The organism is Actinocatenispora comari (assembly GCF_017312725.1).
Classification (GTDB): domain Bacteria; phylum Actinomycetota; class Actinomycetes; order Mycobacteriales; family Micromonosporaceae; genus Actinocatenispora; species Actinocatenispora comari.
Genome location: NZ_BOPO01000084.1, coordinates 60,481 through 85,936, shown reverse-complemented (window position 1 = coordinate 85,936; position 25,456 = coordinate 60,481). Strand labels below are relative to the sequence as shown.

The window sequence follows — 25,456 nt, the reverse complement described above, 5'->3', positions numbered from 1 at the left end:
CGTGCTGGTGCGGCGGCTCCACAGCCGCGACAGGATGCTGGTGGTCATTGCGAACCTCCTCGATCGGTGCCGTCACCCCGTCGCTGGTTGGCACCGGGGTCCCGGTCTGCGCTCCGGGGCGGCGGGGTGTCGCCGGCTCTGGCCGGTGTGGTGTCGGCGCTGCGGTAGCGCACGGGGGTGTGGGCAGGGGCGCGGTGGTCGTCGGCGGGCGGGTTGAACGGGTCGACCGCGGCGGCCAGCACCGCACCGACGGTGTCGGCGTCCAACGGCTTGGCCGCCAACCCGAGCCCGGACAGGGCGCGCGTGGTCCGGGTCGCGGCTCGCTGGGCGTCGCGGGCGGGGCCCGGGGTGCGGCAGACGATCACGCTGGTACGGCGCAGCGGGTGCCGGGTGTCGGCGAGCTCGGCCAGCCAGGCGGCGTGGTCGCGGGCGGTGGCCTCCAGCGCCGGGTCCGGCAACTGCCCTGCCCGCTGGGCCAGGGCGCGGGCCCGGTCGTGCAGGTCGACCGGCCGGGCCGACAGCACGATCTGCGTGGGTTCGGACAGCGAGTTGAGCCACCGGCCGAACGCGCCGACCAACGCCAGCTGCTCGTCGTCGGTGCGCAGCGACGCGTTGAGGGTGGAGGCGGCGACCAGGGCGGCGTGCCCGCCGTCGCCGGTGGCGACGATGCCGTCCGCGCCGATGCCGGCGGCCGGTAGCCGCAGCAGGGCCGGCGCCGGATGCGCCGCCGTGGTCGCCGGTGCCCAGCCGGGAAGCGGGCCTGGCGCACTGCCGGCCGGGGCGAGCCGCCGCGGGGCGCGCACACCGCGGATCGCCGCCATCAGCCATCGGTCGAGGCTGAGCCCGTCGCGGCGGCCCATCGTGATCGCCACGGTCGCCCCGGCGGCCGGGATCGCGGCGGCGATCAGGATCGGGACCGGGACGATGGTGTGCAGCGCCTGCCACACCAGCCAGCCGATGACCCCGGCGACGCCGAGAATGGCCAGCTGTCGGAAGGTGAGCCCGTAGGCGATCGTGTCGGGGGTGTCCAGATCGGCCGGTACCGGCGCCCCGACGCAGTGATCGCCTGAACTGTTGTGCGAGGCCATGGTGATCACTCACTTTCCTGGGCAGAGAACGGGCGGCAGAAATCGCTCGCGGCGTAGGGCGCGTGCCGATCCCTCGATTCCGCGAGGCGATGCACGCCGGTGGATCGAGTCGACGAGGTGGTGTTCATGGCCGGTTCCCTGTCGGGATCTGCGGGGCGCGCGTGGCCGGGCGCCGGGTCGTGGTTGTCGCGGCCTGCGGTGCCCGCGACACGGTGCGGGCACCGCTAGCGGCGGCGGTGGCCGTTCCGGCGCGGCGCAGCATCGTGAATCCGCGGCCGACGGTGTTGACGACCACCACCCGCATTGCCGTTGCTGCCAGCGACCCGCCCGATCCGGTGGTGCCCAACACGGCGCGGGAGACCAGGGTAGGGATACGTACCGCACCCCACAGCACAACCAGCACCATCAGCACGTTCATCACCTGCGACGGATTGCCGTTGGGGGTGTTGATCTGCAGGTGGTAGTTGGCTTTCGGGTCGGTCAGGATCTGCAGAGCCATGGTGATCAGCAGCGATTGCAGCACCTGCACGATCAGGCAACCCGCCACGATGCGCCCCCACAGCCGGGCCACCGATTCGGTCTGCGGCAGCGCCAAACAGGCCAGCGCCAACGGGGCCAGTCCAGCGGCCAGCACCAGCACACCCAGCCGCACCAGATAGGTGATCAGGGCGGCAACGCAGAACACCGCGAGAGAGATCGCCAGTAACAGGCCCACCACGGCGCCGGTGGTGTTCAGCGAATCGCGGGCCGTTTGCGCCAGTTGTTCGGCCGCTTTGCCGCCGGTGATCTTGTCTCCGGTCAGCTGCGCGACCAGGGCGTTGGTGATGTCGATGACGCCGGCGAGCAGTTTCTGCGACATCACCGACGCCACCAAACCCACCACCAGCCGCGGCGCGAGGCTGGCCGCGGAATGCCGGACCTGGAGGCTGTCGCGGCACATCGCGATGATCCCGGCGGCCACGAACGCCAGCACGTAGGCGGAGGCCACGATCCAGGTGGTTTTCCCGACCATGTGCTGCACGGCGGGCATCACGGTCACGTCCGGGCTGGAAAACGACGTCACTTTCAACAAGGCGAACAGGGTGTCCAGCAGCGGCTTGATCAGATGCCCGGCCAGCCACTGCATGACCACCGTCATCATCGCGTTGATCATCGACGCGTTCACGTTGGAAGGCATTTCTCAGCCCCCGATGATCGACTGGAGAACGGTCAACAACACCGGCGCCAACACCGCCAGCGCGTAGCCGATCAGCGCGGACTTCAGCGACGACTTGGCCCGCTCGACCTCCGACGGGTCGCCGCCGGCGGCCAGATACCGCACCCCGCCCACGACCAGGAACAGGGTGGCGACCCCGGCGAGCAGGCCCATGATCCACAGCCGCAGTTTGCTGATGATCGTCGGCAACGAATGCGGTTTCTTCGCTTTGTCGGCCAGCCATTCACCGGCCAGGGAATGGTTGGCTGACAAGTCCAGCTGGCCCAGCGGCCACCCCGAAACGTGCAGAAGCGGCACGTGCAGATCCGGCACAGGGGGAGCGGCGGGCGGTGCGAGGCCCGGCCCGCTCGGCGACGTGAGAGCCAGGACCGTGTGGCCGGCCGCGGTGTGGGCGGCGAGAGCGCCGTACAGGTCGGCGAGCGTGGACAGCAGCTGCGAGAGTTCGGTGAGTGCGGCGGTGGCAAGCATCGGGGTGCCTCCATCCCCCGTGGCCCGCCACGCGGGCGCCGGGAGGCGATCACGGCCCCGGACGGCCCGCCGGCCGGCAGCGGGGGCGCGGTCGGCGTCGACCACGCCCCCCGCGCCTGCACCCGGCGTCGGGTGGCGGCGGATCGTTGTCCCGGGGATCGCGCCGCGGCCCGAGAGCTCGTCGGGTGCGGCCTGCGATGACCCCCAACTGCCATCGCGACCCCGCCGATCAGGCAGGTGTCGGTCCAACAGCTCCCCACAGAACCTCACACCGCAGGCCAGAGCGTTATCCACAGCGTTGTCCACAGGGGTGCGGCGGGGTGTGGAGATCAGCCGATGCCGGCGGGATCAGGCTCAGCCGGCCCGGCCAGGCCATCCAGGCGGCCAGCGGCGATCATCTCGACCAGGCGGCTCTCGGCACGCTGCCGGCGGGACGCCGCTGCACACACCGAGATGCCGTGCGCGCTCGCCCAGCCCGCCAGGGTGTCGGCCTCCAGCCGAGTCGCACCGATCAGGTCCGCATCGTCGGCAGACAGCACCTTGTCGGCCACGGCCCGACCCAACAGCAGGTCCGGATGCCCGTACGGACGCTGCGGCGCCCGTGACTCAGGGTAGTCAGAGTGGGGGGTGGCGGCCGAGGCGTCGGCGTGGCGTAGCGCGCGGCCAGCCGCGATGGCCCGACGCACCAACCGCCGGCACAGCCAGCGGTCGTCGGGATCGGCGGTGCGCAACGCCGCGACGAACCCAGCCAGCAACTCGGCATCGAGATCGCACGGGTCGCCGCGCCAGCCGGCCGCCAGACGGCCGGCCGCCGCGCACAGGCCGGGCAGCGCCAGCCCGACCGCGGCGATCGTCCATTCCGGTCGGCCGGTCTGGGCGCGGGTGATCACGTGCGCCCAGACCGCGTCGCGGGAGTCTGCCGGGGTCTGGGGCGACAGCAACAGCCGCCGCAGCCGCCCGACCGACACCGGCCCCGCCGGCAGCCCCGTCAGGCCGGTGCAGTCCAAGCACAGCGGGTGCGGCTCGACCGACAGCCATCCGAACGCGGTCTCCGCCGCGTCCAGCACGCCGGCCGGCCAACCGCCGGCAACAGAAATGGTGGTGGATGCCATGACCAACCTCCTGGTCGCACGGCCCCGCCCTCTCGGGGCCCGATACGCCCAGCAGGCCCGAGCGACCCCACACGCCTCCCACACCGGCCCACAACCACGGCCGCGGGCGGCCCCCGTGCGCCCACACATCCCCACAGCGTGCGCGTCAGCACACCCCGACCGAGGCCATCGACCACGACCAGATGGGCATGTTCAGACCTCACCGCCCGGTTTTTCGCAGCTGATTTCCCACACGTGCCCACAGGCTGACTGATCAGAGGTGCGGCCGCGCCATTGGGGGACATGAGCACTCCACGACAGCACCGTCCAGCCCGGGCCACCTGGCGCAGCGGCGCGCATCCGGACCACCCGGGCCCGCCCCACAGCGGGCAACAAAGCGGGTTGAGCTACCCGCTGGCGCTGCGGCTGGTGGCGATCTACTCCCGCCGCCGCAACACCATCCACGACGCCACCGCGGACGCGACCATCGCCGCGGCAGCCGCCACCCTGTCTCGCGCCTACCGGACCCGCCCCGACCCGGCCGCCACCCCCGCCGAGCTGGTCATCACCACCCACACCCCAGCAACCGGGCCGGCCGGCACCAGCCTGGCCGAGCTGGCCACCCAGGTCAGCGACGGCGGGTGCCTGGTGGTCGTCGTGCCCGCCGATCGCGGCCACGACCGCAGCACGGTCCTCACCGACATCGCCGCCGCCGGGCTGATGCCGCTGCACTGCATCCAGGCCATCACCGATCCCGCCGGCGTCACCGGCGACCGGTTCACCTACCACACCCCCGACCGCGACCCCGGCACAGCGGCCGACCCGACGGCGGTCACGCACTGCTGGCTGGTGATCGCCACCGCCCCGCACCTGGAAGGCGGAATCGATGCCTGACACCACCCCCCTCCAGTGGGGGCGGCGGCCCTCTCCCCCCGCCGCCCCCACCCCCCGCAACCACCCCGACCGTCACGCAGCGTGGCTACGGCTGGTGGTCGGGGACGCCGCCGCGGCCCTGGCCACGGTGCCCGATGGCTCGGTGGACCTGGTGTTCACCAGCCCGCCGTTCTGGGGGCTACGCGACTACCACAGCCCCGGCCAGTACGGGCACGAAGCCAACCTCGACGACTACCTCGCCCACCTGCGCGCCGTGTTCGCGCAGCTGGCCCGGGTGCTGGCCGGCGACGGGACGGTGTGGCTGCACCTGGGCGACAGCTACGGCGGTTCCTGGGGCAACTACCACGCCGGGCAGCCCTCCCCCGCCAGCAGGCAGGTCCGCATGCCGCACTACGGCACGCACCGGCCACCCGCCAGCCGCTACCGCCCCAAATGCCTACTCGGCGTGCCGTGGCGGGTGTGCCTCGACCTGATCGACGACGGGTGGATCCTGCGCAACCACATCATCTGGCACCGCCCCAACTCCACCCCCACCAGCGCCACCGACCGGCTCCACAACCGCCACGACGCCCTGTTCCTTCTCACCCGCTCCCCTCACTACCGGTTCGACCGCGCCGCACTTCGCGCCGAAGCCGGGCCCGCCGGCGCCGGCGACGTGTGGACCCTGCCGTCGCGACCCCGCACCCAACGCCACCCCACCGGCGGCTACGCCGACCTCGCCCGCCGCGCCGTGCTCGCCGGTACTCATCCCGGGCAGCTGGTCTGCGACCCGTTCAGCGGCTCCGGCACCACCGGATACGCCGCCCTGACCACCGGCCGCCGCTACCTCGGCATCGACCTCGAACCCGCCTACCACCAACAACTACTCGACACCCTCAACCCGACAGGACAAGCCCATGAATGACCACGACTTCCGCACCCCGATCAGCATCCGACAACTGCTCGACGCGCCCACCGTTGTCGACCTGACCACCGCAGCCCGCGCCCTGGGAATCGGCCGCACCCTCGCCTACCAACTCGTACGCGACAATCGGTTCCCTGTACCGGTGCTGCCGGTCGGCCGCCACTATCGAGTTCCCACCGCGACACTGCTTGCCGCGCTCGGCATTCGCGGGCCAAATGCCGAGGCGAAATCAGAGGCAGCCGCCCTGGCAACGGAGGGGGCTGACCGGCAATCACCATCGCAACGGCTCTCACCATTGCAATGGCTATCCAGGCGCTGACCCTTCGCGCTCCGATCTGGTGAGCGCCCCCGAATCTGGCCTCCGGGACGCCGGCTACTCTCCGGATCAGCGGCAAGTACTCGTTCACCCGTTCTCCCTACAATGAGCCCTTTCCATCCTCGTGGGGAATGAAAAGGGCTCAGTTGAGCCGGCATCAACGATGCGTGAATCGACTGGTGCTGATGTCTTCAGATACTCGAGGTCCGCTATACCGGTCTCCCCGAAGATGATGCTCGATGCTGCCTGCGCCATAGTGCCGGGCAGTCGAAGAATAATTCTTAACCCCAAACCCTTGCGACAGACCTCCGGTGATTCGACCTAGTCGCGCATCCGAAGTCGTTTCGCGACTTTGAGGTTCGATTGCTAGATTACTGCTGATGCACAACAAGAACAGAGCTCTAAATGTTGCAACATCCATCACAGAGTACTGAACGCAGAGTCAACTTCTAAAAGCGACAATCCGTTCCCACGGAGGCCGAATGCCCAGCGGTGCACCCGGACTCGATCCCTTTACTATCTTTTCAGATTCCCTGGTGAGAGTGTAGACCGACTCACAAAATACCTTCGCCAAGAACTCCGCATGGAACGATGACTGCCCGGCTTCCGGGAAGGCAAGAAGCCTATCAAACGACTCGGGTATTGACTGGAGCCAATCAACATCGGCACAACATATGTACCAATCATCGTCAATGGACAGCCGGACTTTCGTGGCACCAAGGATTACAGCATCCATGAGGATCATCATCGCAAGTTCGAGCGGATTGAAATGCCCCGCCCGAAAGAACCCTTCCGGGTGTCGCTTGACAAACTCAACACCATTGAGACGTGGGATCTGCTCAGGGTAATACATCGATATCCCCACAATCTCTCAGGTCGTTGAAGAGGTCAAACGCCGAGTCGGGAACGTAGAACTCCTTACCCGCATAATTGAAGGACCTTGGGCCGCCGCTTGGCGGGTCTCGGAAATCCGCCCCAGCAGCCCTCAGCGCCTCGAACGCAGACTTGCACATCTGGATCTTAACAATGTTTCCCATCGCGCGAAACGCATAGTACTCAGTATCCTCCTGAGCGGTTGCCATAAAAATCCGTGACCAACGCCGTCCGTGTAATTGGCACTGGCTTGGGATGCATTCAACCCATTGTTCAGGATGTCCACAAGAGAATCAATTCCGCTCCCGTGGTAGAAGACCATGAAATCATCCGGCTCGCCATCACAGATCTGACCACCTGGCAGCCCTGGCGGGACTTTCCCACCACCTCCAGAGTCCCCAACTCCGGCACCATCGCTTTCCGTGATGGAAGTCGCGTCTTCACTTCGGGCCAACGAGGCGCGGCGCGTCGGCCATCGCACGGCCTCCGTCGCAACGCTCGCGATGCCGATCCCGGCACTCGGGCCCGAGGTGTCCATCCCTCGGGCCCGAGCTGGCCCAAGGCGCCCGCTCGGCGCGAGCATGCGCGCAGCGCACATCGAACGGAGATCTCGGATGGCTGCTCAAGGATCGATCTATTTCCGGTGCTGGTGCACCGACGGGGCCGGCAAGTCACTGGGCGCCGGATGCCCGCAGCGCGGCATGGCCGACCATGACACCACCAACTACCGCATCGAGCTGCCGCCTGACATCGACGGCAACCGACGGCCCCGACGTCGCCAGGTTCGCAGCGTCCAGTGGCCCCGATCCCCGACGAGGTCGTCGAACAGCTCTCGGCGCACCAGATGCTCCGGGGATTCGATCGTGATTCAGCGGGATCGGGCTGGCATGACAACGATTTGTTGTTCACTGGCCCCACTGGCCTGCCGCTGCACCCCGCCGGGCTGCCGCCGATCCGGCTGCACGGCCTACGCCACGGCGCGGCCACGCTCGCTCTGGCCTCGGGAGTGGACATCACCGTCGTGCAGAAGATGCTGCGCCACACCGACCTGGACACCACCTCCCAGATCTACACCATGGTGCTGCCTCAGCTGGGCCGCGAGGCGGTCACCCGCGCCATCGATCTGGTTCCCCGCAACCAGCACTGAGCGTACCCATGGCCCATTCGACGAAAGGCACTCCGACATGACGACCGTCGCCACACCACCCGCACGAACCACCAACCGCCCCTGCCCTCGCGGCGAAGCACCCGATGAGGTCCACGACCGGCTGCTGTGGAACCTTGCCGCCGACGTCCTGGCCGCACACCAGCCCGACGCCCGCGGCCACTGCACGAACCTGCAGTGCACCACCAACGGCCACTACCCATGCCCGCCCGCGGCCACCGCGATGTGCGCACAGACGCTCGCGGCGCACACCCCGCAGCGCGCGACCTCACCGCCGTCGGCCGTCACCAGCCGGCCGGGGCCAGCCCGGCCGCTGAGTATCCGGCCTGCCCGCCGGGCAGGCCGCACGATCGCCGTCGGTCGCCGGCGCACGCCCACGCCGTCGACCTGGGTCGGGTGGTTCGGTTCCCTGGACGCGCCTGCCCTCACCGCGTCGCCGCGCACCATCCGCGCTGCGGGGTCGCGCCGCCCGATGGCGCTTCCCTCCACGCTGCGCACGCCCGACCTCGCAGCCGGGCGGCGCAGCCTGGTCATCCCCAGCGCGGGAGTCGACACCGCGTCGGCTGTTGGGCCCGCGCGCGACCCCACTACCCCGCGGCCGTGTACACGATCGGGCGCGCCACACCGGATCGGGCGCACGGCCGCCCTGACGCCGCCTGCGAGGCCAGTCGCCGCCTAGCCACACCCAGGGCGCGGCGCCACGAGCCGAAACGTCTGCCGCCACGCCGCCCGAGCCTTCGGGAAGTTCGCACCGATCGTTTGACGTTCCACGGTGTGGATGTCGGTCACCTGAGCAGCGGGATGAGTTCCGCAGTGGCCCACCCTCACAGGGCACCGCCACACATCTGGGGGTTACATCCTCGACGCGGGCCCGTGAAACAGGCAATGAGCCACGCCGTCAGTGTTGGGCGTAGCGCGCCGGGCCGGGGCAGGGCCGTCTGCGTGCAAAGAGGTGGGGCCGGAGCTCGGTAAAGATGGTCGGCCCCACCCGCTGTCAGCATAGGGCAGGCCGTCGGCGTGGCAGCGGCCGAGGCGCCGGGGGCCGCTGTCGGCGGTCGCTGTCTGGGCGGTTCAGGACTCGGGGTCGTGCAGCAGCGTGCGGGCCAGTTGCTGCGTCTTTGGGGTGGGGACCTCGTCGATGTCGGCCAGCCGCGCGGTCAGGGTACGCAGCGTGGTGCGCACTCCGTCCGGGCTACGCAGCCGGTGATGGACCCGCATCATCCGCTGATAGAGGTCTTCGGTGTAGGGCGACCAGTCGATCGCGCGGCGCAGTATCTGCAGCGCCTTGTCGGGTCGTTCGGCCAGGTAGTGATCGGCCAGGGTTGCCGCGGCCACGAGCGCGTCCTGTAGGGCGCTGGTGCGGGCATCCATCACCCACAGGTGATCGATGCCCGCACCAAATTCGCCGTGGTAGCAGTCAACGGCGCGGTGCAGGGCGGCGATGCGCTGTTCCTCGGTGACCGCCGCGGTGGCGTCGTCGAGGGCGGCGCGCATCTGCCACCGGTCGACGCTGACGCGTTCGGTGTCGATGCGGTACCGGTTGTCGAGCAGGAGGATGTAGCTGCCGGGTGTGGGGTTGGTGTCGCCGGCCGCGGCGGCCAGCACACCCCGCAGGTTGGCCAGGTCGGTGTACATGCGCCGCTGCGCCGCCGATCGGCGCACGGTGTCCTCCACGGTCGCCTCGATCAGCCGCTCCAGCGTGGCGCCGGTACGCTCCTGCAGCACCAGGAAGGTCAGGATCTGCCCGGCGCGGGCGCGCAGCCCACTGACCGGCTGCCCATCAGCACGGTGCACTCTCGGTGGCCCCAGCACACGGACCAATGCCTTCGGCGCGGTCACTGGCGGGCCATCATCGTCCCGGTCCGCCGGTCCTGGCGCCGTGGCCATCGGGCCACCCGCTTCGGCCGGCCCGAGCTGAGCCGACCCGCCGCCGGGCTGCTGGCGGTCGCCTGCACCTTCGCCGCGCTCGGTCTCATCGCACGGCCCGTCAGTGTTCCCGGCAGGCCCGCCGGCAGCGAGCTGCTCCCGGTCACCGTCACGGTCGTCCCCGGCAGGGGTCGCTACCGCCCCGGCGCGCGATTCGTTGTCGGAGTGCGACTCGGCGTCGGTGTGACCGCGGCTCTCCGCTTCTGGCCTGTGCTTCTCGCTCGCGTCGGAGCCCGGTACGGCGGTCTGATCCGCCGGCTGCGTGCGGGGGCTGGGCGGGGAGTCGGGCGCCGCCACTGATCCGGCTTCCGAGTCGAGGGCGGTGCCGGGTTCGTCGAGGCTCAGGGCGCCCAGTAGCTGCCGCAGATCGGTGGCCGTCATCAGGTCGACCCGCGTGGAGGCGACGGCCGCGCCGTCGGGCTGGGTGAGCCGACCGCTGGCATCCACATGCAGCGCGGTGTCCTCGCCGGCGCCGGACGGGTCGCACAGCACGGCGTAGATGCCGTCCTGGGCCAGCTGCCCGGTCAGCCGAGCACGGGCTGCGCCGGTGACCGGCGCGGCGAACAGCACGCTCCGCGCACCCATCTCCTGCTCGTCGCTGCCGCCGGCGTCGGCAGTGGGCCTGATGCGGCGGCGGCCGATCAGATCAGCGTCCAGCAGAGTCAGCGCCTCGTCCACTGTCGCCGTCACGGCCAGCCGCGGGACCCTCGGCGCGGTGTCGACTTCCAGCAGCATCTGCGCATGCTCGGCGGCCATCACCACATGTGCCGCGGCGGTGGCGGCCAGATGCCGGGCGAGCAGAGCGCGGGCAGCAGGAACGGCGCCCGGGCCGGTCAGCGCCGTCAGCGGCCGGTCCACCAAAGCCAACTGGTCAGCAGCGTCACCGTGTTCAGGATCAGCACCCATCAGCTCATGGCGCCGCTGTGCGTCCGCGCCAGCGTCAACGGGGCCGCCGGCCAACTTCTCGGGCGCGCTGTGGTCGGGCCGGGGCGTGCGCGGATTGGGCTGGGCAGCGTCCCATTCATCGGCATCCCACTCGTCCGGGTCGCATTCGCCGGAGTCGCCGTCCACGGGACGGCCGCGATCGCGCAGGCACTCGACGCCCACATGTTCTGGCGGCGAGGGGGCCTCCGTGAGCCCGTCCTGCGACAGGTCATTCTCCTCGCCCACCGGCCGGCGCTGGCCGGTCGAGGCATCGGCGCCAGGCTGCGGCCGGCCGCTCGGCACGGCGGCGGCGCGCAGAGCCCGGGTCAGCGGGATGTCGGCAACAGTAGGCCGGTCGTCGTTGTGCGGGCGGAAACGGCGCCGCCACCGCATCGCAGCGGCTGCGGTGATACCGGCCAGCAGCAGGCTCGCCAGACCAGCCGCCACCAAGCTCCCGCCGGGAAGACGGATGCGGCTATCGCCCGGCCCTGCCCTGCGCGGTGCCGCCTCGCTCGTCACCGAACCCTGGGGCCCCTTGGGCGTAGTTTCAGGCCGATGCCCGCCTCGCGCGGCGGCATGGTGCCCGGACCGATGCGGTGTGGTCGGCCGTGGGGCGGATTGCCGATGGTGGTCGGCGGAGTGTTGGCCTGTTGGTATCCGCAGACGCCATCCCGGCTGAAGCAGGTCAGGCCGGATCAGCCGCCGCCCGTCAGGCTGCAGGTGTCCCCGGTTGGCGCGATAGATCGCCCGCCACTGCTGCGGATCGTGCAGGTAGCGTCGCGCCAGATTCCACAAGGTGTCCCCTTCGACCACCGTATGGATGCGGGCGCTGCCGCGGTGGGCGGTGAGGGTGACCGGCTGGTCGAGGTCGATGCTGTGCGGCTGGTGCTGCGCGGCGACCGCAGCCGGCGGGGCCGGCGGCGCAGCGTGCGCGGCGGTCAAGCGGGAGGTGATCGCGACGGTGACGGCGATCAGCCCGGCCACGACCAGGCGTGCCGCGACCCGGGTCGGTGAGCGGCCGGGTATGCGAGGGCGCAGCCGCCGGTAGCGGACCGCGTCGACCACGGCCAGAAGCACCGTGTAGGCGGTGTCGAGCAGCAGGATGGCCCAGCAGATCCAGCCGACCGTCACGCCGGCGCCGATGACCAGACGGGGGTCTTCCCACGGGGCGCCGTTGTACCAGCCCTGGATACCTTCGCGGGTCAGGTCGAGGTGGTGAGGGATCGGCAGCGGCGGCCAGGGCGCCACGTGCAGCATCACGATCGGCAACCCGACCAGCAGGACCAGGGTGATGGCCAGGTTGGCGAGGTCGCCGGCCAGCTGCCGGGCACGGCTTGGCCCCGGCTCGTCCTGGTAGGCCCACGGGTACTTCTCGCGCGCCAGCTCGTAGGGATCGCGGGGCCGCACCATGGCTCACCTCCGAGGATCTCAGCTACCGGTGTCGGGCTGCGCGGCTGCTGTGGCGTGGGCGTGGAACGCGCGGATGCCGATCACGCTCAGCAGGCGCGTCCGGCCCGCGGCACTCACCTCGACACGGACCTGGGTGGTGGTGGCCTGGGCGGTGCCGGCCAGGCCGGCCGAGCGCACGTAGCGGTCGGCGGCGGCGGTGGCGGCGTCCGGGTCCAGTCTGGGCGTGAGCGTGTGCCCGGCGCGCAGGGCGGACAGGTCGAGTTGTTGGGCGCCGGCGCGGGCGGCGGACTCGGCGACATCCAACGCCCGGGTGTGCAGATTCAGCGCGGCGCCGCCGTCGACCACCAGACCTGCGAAGACGAGCAGAGCTGGGAGCAGGATCAGGTAGGCGACGGTGATCTGCCCGTCGTCGCCGCCAAGCCGGGCCCGCCGCCGTGCCGGGAGACGGTTCGGGATGCCACCGTGCTGGTCTGTGTGCTGGACGCTCATGGGTTGACCCCCCGGTACTGGTCGAGTGGGCTGCGGCCCGACCTCGCGATAGCGATGTCGCCGGGGATGCCTGGCAGGGCGAGCGATCCCAGCGCCACGTGACAGGTCACACGGACGGTGACCACACCGCCCGGGGCGAAGGCGCTGGTATCGACCAACACCGTCGCGGTGCGGCAGCTGGTCCCGCCACGATGCAGTGATCGCAGTGCAGTGCGGGTGGCGTCCGCGCGGGCTGCGGCCGGGTCGCGGTCGATCGAGGCGGCGCGGGCAGCGTCGTGGGCGGCGGCAGCGACCATGGTGGCGGCGTGGGTGCCGCGGCCGGCGGCGACGATGCCCAGCACGCTGATCAGAACCAGCGGCAGGATCAGGATCGCCTCAACGGTCACCGACCCCGCATCACCGTGGAGCCGGGCGAAGCGGCGCATCGGCCGGTGCGGTGTGTATCGGCGTGGATTGCACGGCCGGCGGGCGAGCTGCGCGGTCATGGGGTGCCTGCCGGGCTGATCGTGCCGGAGGGGCGGGTGTCGCGTTCGACCGGCCCGGTCTGGGTGGCCGACACGTGTAGCCGGATCGGCAGGATCCGCGGCGCGCTGCCCGTGACGGTGACGGTCACGGTGTTCGCCGAGCGCCTCACCTTTAGGGAGGGCTGCCTAAGCACGCCGGTGGTGTCGAGTCGTCGGCGTCCGGAGGCAGTGCCGTCAGCGGTGGTGGCGCCACGCAGCCGCGCCTGGTCCACAGCGGTGGTGGCCGCGGCGGTCGCGGCGTGCTGCGCGACCAGCCAGAACGCCAGCTGCGCGGCGAGCAGGATCACCGCGAACAGCACGGGCATCCAGATCGCGGTCTCCACCGTGGATGAACCGCGGTCGGTGTGCAGCCACTGCAGGATCCGGCGGGCCCGTGTGCCGGGTGTCGCGTCAGCCATGTGAGCCTCCCTCGTCGTGAACTGGTCCAGCCGGGGTTTGGTTAGAGGCCGGACATGGCGTTCTGCGCGATCGCGAGCAGTTTCGGGCCGAGGAAGTGCCACACGGTCAACGCCGCGGCGGCGGCCAGGGCGATGCCGATGACGACCTCGGTGGTTTCGGCACCGGCATCCGGGCGGCGGTGAAGCAGTCGCCAGTTCGCGCGGCATCGTGCCGGCAGCAGCAGCCACAGCGCGGCCAGCGCCGTGACCACGGCGATGCGCGCCCGGCGGGCCTGCGGCGCGGCGGGCCGCGGCCGATGGTGGTGCCGGATCCGAGGCCGGGCGAGTGGAGCGGGCGGTGTGTGGTGTGTGTTCATCGTGTCCCCCGTGGTGGTGCGATGTGGCGGATGGGTCAGGGCGTGGCCATCAGCCCGGCCAGTGCCGGGTAGGTCAGGAGAAGCAGGAACCCGGCCGCGAGCAGGACCATCGGCAGCGACAGCTTCTCGGTGGCCCGGTTGGCGGCTGCTTCGGTCTCGGCCAGCAGCCGGGTACGCAGGCTTTCCGCGCGCGCGGACAACGACTGCCTCACCCGTGCTCCCTCGGTGCCGGCCAGCTGTGCGGTGGCGGACAGATCGGTTAGCTCGGTGATGCCGGTGTCGGCGCCGAGCCGGGCCAGGGCCTCCCAGCAGCTGGAGCGGATTAGGTGCGCGGTGCGCAGCGCCCCCGCCAGGCGGGCCCCGGGCCAGCCGGCGCAGTTGGCGGCGGCGTCGGTGAGCGCCTGGTCGATGCCGGCTCCACCGTCGACGGCGAGCACCACCAGGTCGAGATAGGACGACAGCGTGGCGCGCATCTGAGCCCTGCGGGTGGCGGCGGCGTGGCGTGTCTGCCGCTGGACCAGCAGGAACCCGGCCGCCCCACCCGTCGCGGCGAACGCCAGCAGTATCAGCGGGCTGGCAGCGCCCATCATCGCGGCCAGCAGCGGGACCACGGCCAGGCCGACCGCGGCGACCACGGCCTGTTCTGCGAGGTGATCGCTGACGCTACGGCCGAGCAACGCCAGGTCCCGCCCCAGGTCGGCACGGGGCAGGCCGAGCCGGGCCAGCAGGGGAACGGCCGGGCGTCCGATCCGCACCAGCAGCCGCCGGTCGTGGCGGCCAGGTGCGTCGGGCGCCGCCTCGGCTCGGGTGTCGGCGCGAGCGGTGGCGGTGAGGGCGGCGAGGTCGGCAGCCAGGTCCCGGCGCCGTGGCAGCACGGCGAGAACTGCGGCGGCGACGCCCCCACCGATCAGTGCTCCGCCGATCACTGCAGCGGTGTTCATGTGCCGGCCCCCGCCGCGCGTTTCGCCGTCCACGCAGGCGCCGGTGCCGCAGGATCAGCCGCTGGGATGGTGGTGGAGGCGTGGTTGTGGAGGTTCAGGGTGTGGGGAGGCTCCTCGGCGGCGCCCAGCCTCCGGATCCAGGCGAGCCCGGCAGAAAACATCGCACCGACGGCCAGCAACACCAGCTGGCCGGCACCGGACTGGTAGGGGGTGAGGAACTCTTGATCGGCGGACAGCAGCAACACGAACCCGCCGACCACGGTGCCGGTGATGATCCGCAGCGTGGTGCGGGACGCCGCGCGGGCGGTGGCGACGCGTTGGGCGGCGGCGGCGTGTGCGCGGGCGGTGTCGGCCAGCCGGCCCAGCAGCGGGCCGAGCTGGCGTGCTTGGTGCTGGGATGCCTGGATCAACGCCGCAGCCACCAGGTCAGCGGCCGGGTCGTTGAGGTCTGCGGCGAGGCGGCGCAGCGCCGCCTCGGGCGGCTGGCCGGCGCGGATGCGGGCGGCCAGCTGCTGTATGTGGGGGCGGATATCGGCGGGGGCGGTACCGGCGGTGGTCAACAGCGCCTGCTGCAGCCCGGCAGCGGCCGACAGCACGTCACGCAGCCCGTCGGCCCAGCCGGCGATCGCCTCCGCCCGCCGCTGCCGCGTCTTCCCGACCCGATCGGGGCCGAGCATGGCGGGAAGCCACCACACTCCCGCCGCGGCCAGGACCGCGACGGCAGGCCAGCCGGTCGCCGCGAACCCCAGTACGCCGCCGGCCAGTGCCCCCACGATCTGTCGCCACCGCTGCCCCGCCCAGCCGTGGGCGGCGGTCGGGTCGCGGCGTGTGACCTGTGCATCCGACGGTGGTACGAGGGCTTCGGTGCCGGTGGCACGCCGGGGCGGCACCAGCGCAACGAGGATCCCGGCGGCGAGGCAGACGACCGCGACCGCGGTGACAGCCAGTCGGGCGGGTTCCATCATGGGTATCACCACCCGTCCGCATCGTGCACGACGCGTTCGTCGAGGCCGGCGGCGATCAGCCGGTCGCCCAGGCGCTGCGACATCGCCCCGGGCGCCGGCACCGCGCGTCGGCTGGCCGGGTCGGGGCGGAAGATTTCGTTGGAGGACACGGTGGTCCCGTCCGCGCCGGCGACCTCGCGGATCGAGGACACCACCCGGGTGTGGGTGCCCGGTGTGTAGTCAAGGTGCACGACCAGATCCACCGCCGAGCTGATCAACAGAGCCGAGGCATCCAACGGCAGCCGCTCATCAGCCTGCGCCGCATACATCCCCAGTTTCAGCAGCGCCTGTTGGCTGGTAGAGGCGTGGATGGTGCCCATCGACCCGTCGCAGCCCTGCGCCATCGCCAGCAGCATCGGCACGACCTCGCCGCCGCGGACCTCCCCGACGATGACCCGCTCCGGCGACATGCGCAGCGCGCAGCGCACCAGCTCCGCCGCATCAACCTCCCCAACGCCCTCGATGTTGGGCTCCCGCGCCTGCAACGCCACCACATCGGGCAAAGTGCGGCCCAACCCGAGCTCGAAGGCGTCTTCGACGGTGATGACCCGCTCCGTCGGGTCGATCTCGCCCGCCAGCGCCCGCAGCAGGGTGGTTTTGCCCAGTACCGTGCCGCCGGCGATCAGCAGATTGAGCCGGGCCCGCACCGCCGCAGCCAACACCGCGGCGGTACGCGCATCGACGGTCCCGGTGCGGCGTAGCGCATCGAGGCTGGTCTGGGCAAGCCGAAACTTGCGCATCGAAACGTAGACGCCGTGTTGTCCGAGGTCCATCACCGCGTGCAGCCGGGACCCATCAGGCAACTGCCCGGAGACCACCGGATGCCCGCGATCGAACCGGCGTTCCTGACTACCGTCGGGGCCGGCCACGACCCGGCGCACCCAGTCGATCAGCTCGGTGTCGCTGGCGGCCACCGGCGGCATCTGCTGGTTGCGGCCATCGGCGTAGCGCACCCACACCTGATCGCAGCCGTTGCAGTTGATGTTCTCCACGTCCGGGTCGGCCAGCAGCTGTTCGAACGGGCCCATCCCCGAGATCGTGGCCCGTAACGCTGCCGCCAGGCCCGATCGTGTCGGCCCATCGAGCGGGCCGCCGCCGTGCTCCACCTGGCGGGTGGATTGTTCGTCGATGATCTGCTCGATCAACGCCTCGAGCCGCTGCGCGCGTGTCGGGCCGACCAGCGGCGAGCCGGCCGCTTCGGCACGTTGGGCCGCCGCGGTCAACCGGTCCACCAGTTCGCGGCGCAGCACCGTGAGCTGGCCGGCGCCGAAGGTGGTGGCGGGGTCCCCGATCTTCGCGGGGTGGGTGAAGGTTGCAGTCATGGCGGTCCTCCATTCAGTCCGTGGCGTGCGGAAGCATGCGGCTGCGGTCGAACAGGGCCAGATGCGCCGGCGGCTCGGTCACGCCGTCGTGTCGCGTCCACCGGCGACCCGGTGCCCGCCGCACCAACCTCGAGGGCTGCGCGTCCGCTGTGGCGTCGCGGGCGGGTCCTGGGGCCGGGAACGGGGAGGCGGATGCGCGCTTCGCGCACCGGGCGGCCAGGACGGTGGCGGCGCGGGCCAGACGCGTCCGCGCGGCCAGCCCTCTCCCCGACCCCAGCAGATCGGCGGCGTGCGGGTCGTGGGGGAGCACACCCCACAGCGCCGCCGGCGCCGCCGCGGTGATCTCCTGCGGCGAGTACGGGCCGTCCCCGATCGCCACAAGAGCGACCTCGGCGGTGCAGCCAGGCGCAGCCTGGATCTCGCGGGCCAGGCCGAACGCGGCGGCCAGCCCGTCCAGACTCGGCGGCGCGCAGACCAGCACCCCATCGGCGCGGGCCAACAGCGGCCACGCCGGCGCGGCGGCGCTCACCTGCCCCGCATCCAACAGGACCGCCCGGTCGTCGCCGGCTTCCAGCAGCCGCGGTTCGCAGGCCAGCGCCGTGACCGCGGCCCGCGCCCGCGCCGCGGCCCCACCGGCCAAACGCGCGCCCCCGGCCGCCGGGTAGGCGGTGGCCGCGCTGTCCTGGGGTTGCTCGGCGCCGTCGACCGGGCCGGTCACCACCGCCACCGAGGTACCCGGAAATGGCCGGGACACCTGGTCCAGAAGCTCACCGGCCGGCCGCGGCGAGCCGGCCATCGCGGCCCACTCCACCAGGCCCGGCCCCGCTTCAAGGCCAGCCCGAGCGGCCAGGCTCCCGCCCGAGGCGTCGGCCTCTACCACCGTCACCGGCCCCGGATCAGGCCAACATGCGGTCACCGCCAACGCCGTGGCTGTCACGCATCCGCCGGCTTTCGCCCGGCAGAACACCACCACACTCATCACGCATCCCCCCGTCCGCGTGCACACTCGTCCCGGACCTGTGTCCGGCGACGGCCTAGTCCGGCTGTATCGCGACCAACGTCACCGCGGGGGCGGCGGCGATACGTTGCGCGGTCTCCACTGGCGCCCGCAGCGACACCACCCGCGAGCCCTCCCCGCTGCCGGCTGCGGCCGACACCGACGCGACCTGCGCCACCACCCCGGCCGGGCCGGCGTCGGTGGAGTCCCGGGCTCCGGCCTCCAGGTTCGGGGCGGTGGTGAACAGCACCTGCACCGTTTGCCCGACCGGCAGCCGCGGCGGCGCCTGCCCCGGCTTGACCACCACCGCGACCACCGCATACCCGGCGCCCGGCCACCGGGAGGTTCCGATCGAGTTCGTTGTGATCAGTTGCCCGGTGGTCATCGGCACCGCCGCGGTGTGCCCCACCACCGCGCCGCGCTGCGCCCAGCTGATCAGCTGCACCGACGAGTCCGCGGACACCTTCACCGACTGCACATCGGCGGCCGTGATCGTCTGCCCCGCATCAACATCGCGTGCCGCGGCCACCACCTCGCTGCGAGGATCACCGGTGCCTGCCACGAACGCCACGACCAGACCGCCGGCCACGATCAGCACCGCCGCCAGCACCATCCGGCCCCATCCATGACGCCGCCAGCCCCGCCGCCCCCGCGAGGTGACCGCAGCGCTGTGCTGGGTGGCCCGCGCCTGATCCGGCGGTGTTTGAAGACTCACCATGACTGGTTCCTCCCCGTACTCATGACCGCTGTTGGTCGCTCAGCGGGTGTTCACCGCCTGCGACTCAGCCACCTTCACCGACGTCGACGCCGACGTGGACAGATCGGCTACCGTGCCGGAGCGGTGCGCGCCCTGCCAGCTCACGGCCCAGCGCATCGTCGCGGTCACCGCAAACCGGCCGCCCGGACTGGATGTCGAGACGCGGCGAAACACATGCCCGCAATCGGGTGAGGACCGTGTCGGGTCGTTGCCCGGCTGCCAGTGGGTTCCCGGGCCTGAACACACCACCGAGCCGCCATCGCCACTGGCCCACAGCACCTGGGTGGGGTGCGCGGTCGCGGTCACCTCAACCCCTGGGACACGCGCCGTGGCGGTCTTGGTCGGCCACTGAACCACCCAAAGCCACACCGGCACCCCCACCAACTGCCGCACCGTGCGCGGCGGATTCATCGCCAGAACAGGCTTCGGCAGATCCAGCCGCCGCACCGCCATCTGCGCCACCTGCTCCGGCGACAACAGCGGCTGTCCACCCGTCGAACCCGGGCGCCACACAGGATGCGACAACGACTCCCGGCCGTCCGAACCGTTGCGAGTGCACGTCTTGGCGTACCAGCCACCCGGACCCGACGGCTGCTTACGTCCCTCAGGCCGCGAAGTCGGCTTGTAGTAACAGCCATCCGCACCCACCGAACCAAGATCTGGATCCTGGCAGGGGATCTGCTGATGCGACGGGTTCTCGCAATGGATGGACGTCCCACCCTGAGCAGCGCCGTTCGGTGGCGCGTCGATACCCCCTGCCGGGCTGCTGCCGTGGTGCCCACCATGGCCGGCATGCAGATCGCAACCAGCTGGAGACTCATCGCACGTGACGGATCCGATGTGGCCTCCAGCAAACGAAACAGTCGGCATCATCACGCACGCAGCCACAGTGACCAGGCAGATGCCGATGGCCACTCCCCGATTCATGTGCATGTCCCCACCTCATGTGCAGCGAAGGCCGTCACCTTCCACCCGTGGCGGTCCTCGACGATCGCGGTGACCGAGTGCTTCCCGCCAGGCTGGTCGTCAACGAGGCCACCGTTTTCGTGGTAGGTCAGCCAGTGACTGTCGTCTGCGCAGTCGCGAAGCGTGATCTGTGAAGGTCGTGTTCCTGGCCTGGCGCTCAGCACGATCGGGTGCGTGGACACGCGGCCCTTGGCGACCCGGTGTTGACGACGATCCTTGGTCAGGGCCGACTGGATGGTATGGAGTGCATCGCTGGTCGCGTACTTGGTCAGGAGCGGATCATTGGCGTTTGACGTGCTGGCGGCGTGAACAAACGCCCTCCACATTCCGCGGTAGGCTGCGAGGGCATCGCGTTCTGCCGCTGCCCTAACGTTGAGGCTGGGCGTCGGGCCAGGGGCCCGGGTAGAGCGCTGGGGCGCGGAGGCGTCAGAGCGAGGGCTGCTGCATCCGGTCAGAACCACAGCGGTCAGCACGGCGAGCGTCAACGTCGCGGTCATCGTGGCGGGTGAGGCTGGCTTCATGAGGATCTCCTTCACGCCGGGTCGACGTGCGTGTGGTCAGGTGTGGTCTATCGGTATCAGGTCGGGCATGCCGCGCGCTGGCCGTGGGACGAGGGTTGTTGAGGTGGCGGGTCGTGGGTGGCCGGCGAGGTGTGCGGGCCGGTGATGGGCGCGCAGCGTCCAGGCGTGCACGGCGGCGGTGAGTGCGGGCGCGGCGAGGGTGGACACGATCAGCGCGACGGCGAGTTGGGCGGTGGCGGCGGGTACTAGCGGCGCCCAGGTCGGATCGGCTGCGGCGACGATGCTGGGGGTCAGCGGGACCGCGACCGTGCAGGCTGCCGCCCCGAAGCCGACCGTCGCGGGGCGGTGCAGGACTATGCGCCATCCGGCGGCGACCAGCCCGCCCGACACGAGGGCGACGGCGACACCCAGGACTGCCCCGGCCACCAGCTGCCCGCCCAGGTGCCGCACCTGCACCTGGGTACCCAGGCCGAACGACAACGCGACGACCAACAGCGGTACCGCGGCGGCGAGGGCAGTCCTGCACGCTGGCGCCAGCCTGCCGACCACCACGCCGACGGCCAGGGGCGCGAGGGCGTCGATCATGCCGCACCAGGGCAGCGCGTGGTGGCGGGAGACGGCAGCCAGGATCAGCATCGGCGCGATGGGTGCGGAGTTGAGGATGGAGGCGACCGCGCCGCCCCAAGCGTCGGTGTCGCTGCCATAGCGTCGTGCCAGCACGAGCCAGAGCGCGTTGCTGGTGCAGACCGCGGCAGCGGCCACCGCCAGCGATGAGACTCCGTCGATGCCGTCTCTGCCGGCGAGCCGGGCGTAGACGAGGGCGCCGACGCCGGGGATGAGGGTCGCACCGGCGAGCACCACGGCGATGCGGGACGCGACCGGGCGCAGGCTGCCGGGGCTGATCTGGGCGCCGATGCACACCAGCAGCAAGCTGACGTAGCTGATCGCGCCGCCGGACATGCCCGTGGTGAACGGTCCGAGCCCGCTTCGGCCACCGGTGACTGCGGCGACGGCGATCCCTGCTGTCAGCGGGAGCAGGACCGCGGAGCCGGGCAACCGGCGCAGTGCGCTTACCGCGCGCACGACGACCTCACCGCAGCAGCTCCGACACCCGCGACCACGGGGACCTGGCGCAGTTCCGCGACCGCGGCCAGGTCCTCGTGCCTGTTGGTCTGGGAGCGCAGGGAACGGGTCTGAGCCTGGCGCTGGCGACGGCGAGCGTGGCAGGCGCGGGCAAGGCGGGTCAGCAGGGGGCGGGTGTCGTCCAGGACGATGCAGGCGTCGGTGATCGACTGCCCATACGTCAGCGCATGCGGCCGGTTGAGGTCGACATCCTGGCGGCCACCAACCAGGTTCGACTCGATCATCACCCCGGCGACCGGGTAGGCCGGATCCTCGATCAGGTCGGCCAGCTCGCCCAGCACAACCTGTTGCTGTGCGGGGTTCTTGCGGCTGTTGCCGTGTGCCGCATCGACGACCGGCAGCATGGGGAGTCCGTTCGCACGCAGCTGGTCTGCGGCGTCGGCCGCGATGCTCGGCGCATAGTTGGGTCCGGACTCGCCGCCGCGGAGCACCAGATGCGGGCAGGGGTTGCCGGGTGCGGCCTGGCGGGTGGGGCTACCGCTGGCGGCCAAGGCCAGGATGTGGTCTTCGGTCGCCGCGGTGAGCGCGGCGTTGATCGCTGGCACGACTGCACCGTCGAGCCGGTTCTTGAATCCGATTGGCAGTCGTAGCGACGCAGCGAGTTGCCGGTGGGTGGGGCTTTCCACGGTGCGGGCGCCGATCGCGCCCCAGCACACGGTGTCCTGGAGATAGGCGGCCACTGCGGGGTCGACGAACTCGGTCGCGGTGGGCATGCCTTCACGTAGCACCCCGCGCAGGGTCGCCCGCGCCAGCACCAGGCCGTTGCGCAGATCGCCGGTGCCGATCAGGCCGGGGTCGGCGACCATCCCGCGCCAGCCGAGTGCGGTGCGCGGCTTTTCGACGTAGGTGCGCATCACGATCAGTAGGTCGTCGCTCAGTTGGTCGGCGATGATGCGCAGTCGTTGGGCGTAGTCGAGGGCTGCGTTGGGGTCGTGCAGCGAGCAGGGGCCGCAGACAACCAGCAGTCGAGAGTCGGTGCCGGTGAGGATGTCGATGATCGCCTGACGCGTGTCGGTAACTAGGGTGGCGGTGCGGATACCCAGCGGGATTCCGGCCCGCAGTTGCCCGGGGGTCGGCAACCATTGGCCGGTTGTACCCGCCGCAACGTTGGCGTGGATGGTGACTGTCGGTTTCTGCTGAGCGTCGCCGGCTACGCCGGGCAGGACGTTCTGGTCGCCGATTGTGGTCATGGCGGTTGCCTCCCGTCCGCCCCGCATGCGTACGGAGCGTCGTCGTCTGCGCAGGCTGAACCGGCCGGGCGGGGGTCCGCTTCGGCTCACCCCACGTGGTGGGTTGGGAGGGGATTTGCAGTGCTACGCCGTGGCGGAGGGGTTGGCGTGCGCATCACTGTGGCCGCTGTCGCGAAATAACGGAAGAAACTGCCAGTGCAGATCGACAACCTTCTGTTAACTATCCGTGGAATTACCTGTGTGTGATCTGTAGTACGAGTGCAGATCTCCTCCAGACTGGCCACCTGCAGTAACGGTGCCGCGAGAAGTTCTCAGCCGCCTAACGATGCGGAACATCCGACCGTTTGGTATGTCTGTCCGGTTTGACATTGTCACTATCTGGCATGTCGAGCGATTGCTGAGGGTGATGATGGATTGATGGCGGAGGATCCCTCCGATGGGTGTCCATCGGTTGTTGGTTGGCGGTGAGCTGGGGGGCGATCGATGGTTCGAGCTGACGGCGAGAAGCTGACCGCTGGGCGGGAGTTGTCCGATCTGATGCGCATGGCTCGGCAGCGATTGCCAGGGCCACCCAGCCAGGAACGGATGGCTCAGCGCTGCGGGATGTCTACCACCTGGTACGGCCGGCTGGAACGCGGCGACACGAGCGCGCACTACTCGGCGGAGTCCGTTCATCGGGTTGCGCTGGCGCTAGAGCTCAACGCCAGCGAGACCGACCATCTGCTGCGGCTGACTGGACATGCGACCGGCGCCCGGCCGGAACACTTCGAGTTGTCCGAGGCCCGTCGCATCGACGTGTTGTCGCGTCCACTGCCTACTTACATCTCCGACTCGGCGTGGGATGTGCGGCTGGCTAACAAGGCGGCGATCTTGTGGCTGCCGTGGATGGCCCAGATTGGCCCCACCGGGGTAGGGCCCAACGTGATGAAGTGGGTGTTCTTGACCGCGGAAGCCCGGTACACGCTGGTGCCGTGGCGACGCATCTGGGCGCCGTTGATGATGGCGCAGATGCGCACCGCGTTTAGCCAGCAGCCGGACAACCACAGGCTCCGCGAGGTCATCGACGACATCCTCACCGAGCCGGACAACGAACAGATGTGGCACGCGCTGGCACCCTACGAGCACCCCGACGGCGACATCCGTCAGATCCGCCTACCGTTCTACTCCGACCGCATCATCGACATCGAGATCAACGCCGCCGACCCTATGCAGTCCCCGCACGCGCGAGTGATGTCGCTGATCCCGATACACGCCTCAGACCGGGACGAGATCTACCGGGCCCTGCGCCACGATGCCGACTACCCGCCCGACGACATGCCGCACTCGCCGTCTGCGGGCGCCCGCCACCAAACCATGCGGTCGTTACCGCCCCAGACTCGCGGCGATCTGGGCGGCGTCGGCCAGTAGCTCCAGCTGCGCCAACGGCGCAGGCGCCCCCACCGACCGATATACAGCGGCGACCAGAAACACCAACCGCTCCGGGTTACCCCATTGTTGGGCATACTCCGGGATCGGAAGCGTCCTGGCCGCCTCCGTGTACGGGGTCCCGGCCCGGCACGCCGCCAACGCATGCTCGGCGACATGCTCGAGGTAATGCATGAACTCTCGAAGCACGTCCGGGCCTACCACCGGGCCATGTCCAGGAACGATCGTGGTCGCGCCGGTGGCCAGCATCCGCTCGCACGCGGCGATCCACCCGTCCAGCGGGCCCGACCATGTCACCGGATGATCACCCACGAACAACAGATCCCCCGTGAACAGCACGCCGTCGTCGGCAACCAACACCGCGACGTCGCCATGCGTGTGCGCCGGGCCAAGCTCCAACAGTTCCACAGCCGTGTCCCCAACCCGCAGCGTGTGCTGCCCGGAGAACGTGTCGGTCGGCGGCACCGTCTGAATATCGGAGAAGTCGAACTGGCCGAAAAAGCGGTGCGCGTACCCGGCTAGCGGCTCCGGCAAGGAGGAAGTAAACACCTGCCGTAGCATCTCGGGACTCACCTCAGCGGCCACGTCAGCAGCGGTCTGCTTCGACGACCACACCCGTGCATCGGCAAATACCATGTTGCCGTGTGTGTGATCTCCGTTGGCATGGGTGTTGACCACATCGCTGATCGCCAGCTCTGGCAGCGTGTCGGTGATCGCATCGCGCAGCTGACGCGTCCATCCGAGCGTGAACTGGGTATCGACCAGCAGCCCCTGCCGCCCGGAAGCATCAACCACGACGCCGGCGTTGGAGTACCCCCACGTCGCCAACGAATGAACCCACGCGTAGCAGTGGTCACCGACAGACCGCAACCGTGCGACACTCTTCGTCATTACTGCATCGTCCCAACAACGGGCAGACCACGCAATCGCCCAGTTGGAAGGACAGGACAAGCCCTGATCCCGTCCCACGCGGACCGCCACGGCCCGAGAAGTCGTTGCACTCCCACGCGACGCTCACGGCGCACCATCAGATCCGGAACGGCCGATCAGGTTCTGGCAACCGCCTCAGGACCGTAGCGTGAACAGGTGGCCTGGAGCCGGATCGTTGTGGGAGCGGTCGTCACCGCGGTGTGCTGTTGGCCCTTGAC

Annotated in this window: 25 protein-coding genes; 5 read left to right on the top strand and 20 right to left on the bottom strand. The window is 70.4% G+C overall.

The genetic code is table 11. From position 1 onward, the window contains the following. Window positions 1-44: 44 nt before the first annotated feature. From NUM_RS21920 to NUM_RS21905, 4 genes are all read right to left on the bottom strand, one after another. Complete coding sequence (locus tag NUM_RS21920; protein ID WP_225918768.1) at window positions 45-1,088, bottom strand: PrgI family protein; 1,044 nt, start codon at window positions 1,086-1,088, stop codon at window positions 45-47. A 124-nt stretch (window positions 1,089-1,212) separates the two neighbouring features. Further along, a complete protein-coding gene (locus NUM_RS21915; RefSeq protein WP_207126778.1) occupies window positions 1,213-2,265 on the bottom strand; it encodes a type IV secretion system protein in 1,053 nt (350 codons plus the stop codon). A 3-nt stretch (window positions 2,266-2,268) separates the two neighbouring features. Beyond that, window positions 2,269-2,772 carry a pilin gene (locus NUM_RS37290; RefSeq protein WP_225918760.1) on the bottom strand — a complete coding sequence of 168 codons (504 nt, stop codon included), beginning with the start codon at window positions 2,770-2,772 and terminating at the stop codon, window positions 2,269-2,271. Window positions 2,773-3,101: 329 nt separating this feature from the next. Continuing rightward, window positions 3,102-3,884: a hypothetical protein gene (locus NUM_RS21905; RefSeq protein ID WP_207126777.1), complete on the bottom strand. Its 783-nt coding sequence runs from the start codon at window positions 3,882-3,884 to the stop codon at window positions 3,102-3,104. Window positions 3,885-4,166: 282 nt separating this feature from the next. Here NUM_RS21905 and NUM_RS21900 point away from each other — a divergent pair, with 282 nt between their 5' ends. Genes NUM_RS21900 through NUM_RS21890 form a run of 3 tightly spaced genes read left to right on the top strand, consistent with a single transcriptional unit; the run spans window position 4,167 to window position 5,980 of the window. Continuing rightward, the gene (locus tag NUM_RS21900; protein ID WP_207126776.1) at window positions 4,167-4,757 is read left to right on the top strand and encodes a hypothetical protein; all 591 of its coding nucleotides are present in this window, start codon (window positions 4,167-4,169) and stop codon (window positions 4,755-4,757) included. After that, window positions 4,750-5,661 carry a DNA-methyltransferase gene (locus NUM_RS21895; protein WP_207126775.1) on the top strand — a complete coding sequence of 304 codons (912 nt, stop codon included), beginning with the start codon at window positions 4,750-4,752 and terminating at the stop codon, window positions 5,659-5,661. Before NUM_RS21900 ends, NUM_RS21895 begins: the two co-directional genes overlap by 8 nt. After that, window positions 5,654-5,980 (top strand): MerR family transcriptional regulator, encoded by a 327-nt coding sequence (locus NUM_RS21890; RefSeq protein WP_207126774.1) that lies wholly within the window; start codon window positions 5,654-5,656, stop codon window positions 5,978-5,980. Before NUM_RS21895 ends, NUM_RS21890 begins: the two co-directional genes overlap by 8 nt. A gap of 439 nt (window positions 5,981-6,419) precedes the next feature. Here the strand turns inward: NUM_RS21890 and NUM_RS21885 are convergent, their stop codons facing one another. Beyond that, window positions 6,420-6,830 (bottom strand): hypothetical protein, encoded by a 411-nt coding sequence (locus tag NUM_RS21885; RefSeq protein ID WP_207126773.1) that lies wholly within the window; start codon window positions 6,828-6,830, stop codon window positions 6,420-6,422. An 816-nt stretch (window positions 6,831-7,646) separates the two neighbouring features. Between NUM_RS21885 and NUM_RS21880 the strand changes: the two genes are divergently transcribed. Then, on the top strand, window positions 7,647-7,997 hold the full coding sequence (locus NUM_RS21880; RefSeq protein ID WP_225918759.1) for a tyrosine-type recombinase/integrase: 351 nt from the start codon (window positions 7,647-7,649) through the stop codon (window positions 7,995-7,997). Between the two features lie 1,089 nt (window positions 7,998-9,086). On the opposite strand, the gene NUM_RS21875 is transcribed toward NUM_RS21880, so the two are convergent. The 14 genes from NUM_RS21875 to NUM_RS21810 form a co-directional block, all read right to left on the bottom strand. Then, window positions 9,087-12,275: a LysM peptidoglycan-binding domain-containing protein gene (locus NUM_RS21875; RefSeq protein ID WP_207126772.1), complete on the bottom strand. Its 3,189-nt coding sequence runs from the start codon at window positions 12,273-12,275 to the stop codon at window positions 9,087-9,089. Window positions 12,276-12,293: 18 nt separating this feature from the next. Next, window positions 12,294-12,764, bottom strand: a complete 471-nt coding sequence (locus NUM_RS21870; RefSeq protein ID WP_207126771.1) for a Tad domain-containing protein — start codon at window positions 12,762-12,764, stop codon at window positions 12,294-12,296. Next, window positions 12,761-13,249: a TadE/TadG family type IV pilus assembly protein gene (locus NUM_RS21865; RefSeq protein WP_207126770.1), complete on the bottom strand. Its 489-nt coding sequence runs from the start codon at window positions 13,247-13,249 to the stop codon at window positions 12,761-12,763. Before NUM_RS21865 ends, NUM_RS21870 begins: the two co-directional genes overlap by 4 nt. Further along, window positions 13,246-13,686, bottom strand: coding sequence for a TadE/TadG family type IV pilus assembly protein (locus NUM_RS21860; RefSeq protein WP_207126769.1), 441 nt, complete (start codon window positions 13,684-13,686; stop codon window positions 13,246-13,248). Before NUM_RS21860 ends, NUM_RS21865 begins: the two co-directional genes overlap by 4 nt. 41 nt (window positions 13,687-13,727) lie before the next feature. Continuing rightward, on the bottom strand, window positions 13,728-13,937 hold the full coding sequence (locus NUM_RS21855) for a hypothetical protein (protein ID WP_207126768.1): 210 nt from the start codon (window positions 13,935-13,937) through the stop codon (window positions 13,728-13,730). 140 nt (window positions 13,938-14,077) lie between these two features. Further along, window positions 14,078-14,983 (bottom strand): type II secretion system F family protein, encoded by a 906-nt coding sequence (locus tag NUM_RS21850; RefSeq protein ID WP_207126767.1) that lies wholly within the window; start codon window positions 14,981-14,983, stop codon window positions 14,078-14,080. Further along, the gene (locus tag NUM_RS21845) at window positions 14,980-15,948 is read right to left on the bottom strand and encodes a type II secretion system F family protein (protein WP_207126766.1); all 969 of its coding nucleotides are present in this window, start codon (window positions 15,946-15,948) and stop codon (window positions 14,980-14,982) included. Before NUM_RS21845 ends, NUM_RS21850 begins: the two co-directional genes overlap by 4 nt. Before the next feature lie 5 nt (window positions 15,949-15,953). Beyond that, window positions 15,954-17,309 (bottom strand): CpaF family protein, encoded by a 1,356-nt coding sequence (locus tag NUM_RS21840; protein WP_207126765.1) that lies wholly within the window; start codon window positions 17,307-17,309, stop codon window positions 15,954-15,956. 13 nt (window positions 17,310-17,322) lie between these two features. After that, window positions 17,323-18,195, bottom strand: coding sequence for a hypothetical protein (locus NUM_RS21835; protein WP_207126764.1), 873 nt, complete (start codon window positions 18,193-18,195; stop codon window positions 17,323-17,325). Window positions 18,196-18,343: 148 nt separating this feature from the next. Continuing rightward, a complete protein-coding gene (locus tag NUM_RS21830) occupies window positions 18,344-18,919 on the bottom strand; it encodes an SAF domain-containing protein (RefSeq protein ID WP_207126763.1) in 576 nt (191 codons plus the stop codon). 144 nt (window positions 18,920-19,063) lie between these two features. After that, entirely contained in the window at window positions 19,064-19,996 is a 933-nt protein-coding gene (locus tag NUM_RS21825) for a hypothetical protein (RefSeq protein ID WP_225918758.1), read from the bottom strand. Continuing rightward, a complete protein-coding gene (locus NUM_RS21820) occupies window positions 19,987-20,565 on the bottom strand; it encodes a hypothetical protein (protein ID WP_207126762.1) in 579 nt (192 codons plus the stop codon). Before NUM_RS21820 ends, NUM_RS21825 begins: the two co-directional genes overlap by 10 nt. Window positions 20,566-20,586: 21 nt before the next feature. Continuing rightward, complete coding sequence (locus NUM_RS21815; RefSeq protein ID WP_207126761.1) at window positions 20,587-21,633, bottom strand: 2-keto-3-deoxygluconate permease; 1,047 nt, start codon at window positions 21,631-21,633, stop codon at window positions 20,587-20,589. Next, window positions 21,621-22,883, bottom strand: coding sequence for a 3-deoxy-7-phosphoheptulonate synthase (locus tag NUM_RS21810; protein WP_207126760.1), 1,263 nt, complete (start codon window positions 22,881-22,883; stop codon window positions 21,621-21,623). The genes NUM_RS21815 and NUM_RS21810 overlap by 13 nt, the downstream gene beginning before the upstream one ends. 603 nt (window positions 22,884-23,486) lie before the next feature. On the opposite strand from NUM_RS21810, the gene NUM_RS21805 reads away from it, so the two are divergent. Beyond that, the gene (locus NUM_RS21805; RefSeq protein ID WP_370467030.1) at window positions 23,487-24,290 is read left to right on the top strand and encodes an MmyB family transcriptional regulator; all 804 of its coding nucleotides are present in this window, start codon (window positions 23,487-23,489) and stop codon (window positions 24,288-24,290) included. Here the strand turns inward: NUM_RS21805 and NUM_RS21800 are convergent. Further along, window positions 24,246-25,199 carry an MBL fold metallo-hydrolase gene (locus tag NUM_RS21800; RefSeq protein ID WP_207126758.1) on the bottom strand — a complete coding sequence of 318 codons (954 nt, stop codon included), beginning with the start codon at window positions 25,197-25,199 and terminating at the stop codon, window positions 24,246-24,248. The genes NUM_RS21805 and NUM_RS21800 overlap by 45 nt on opposite strands. Window positions 25,200-25,456: the final 257 nt, after the last annotated feature.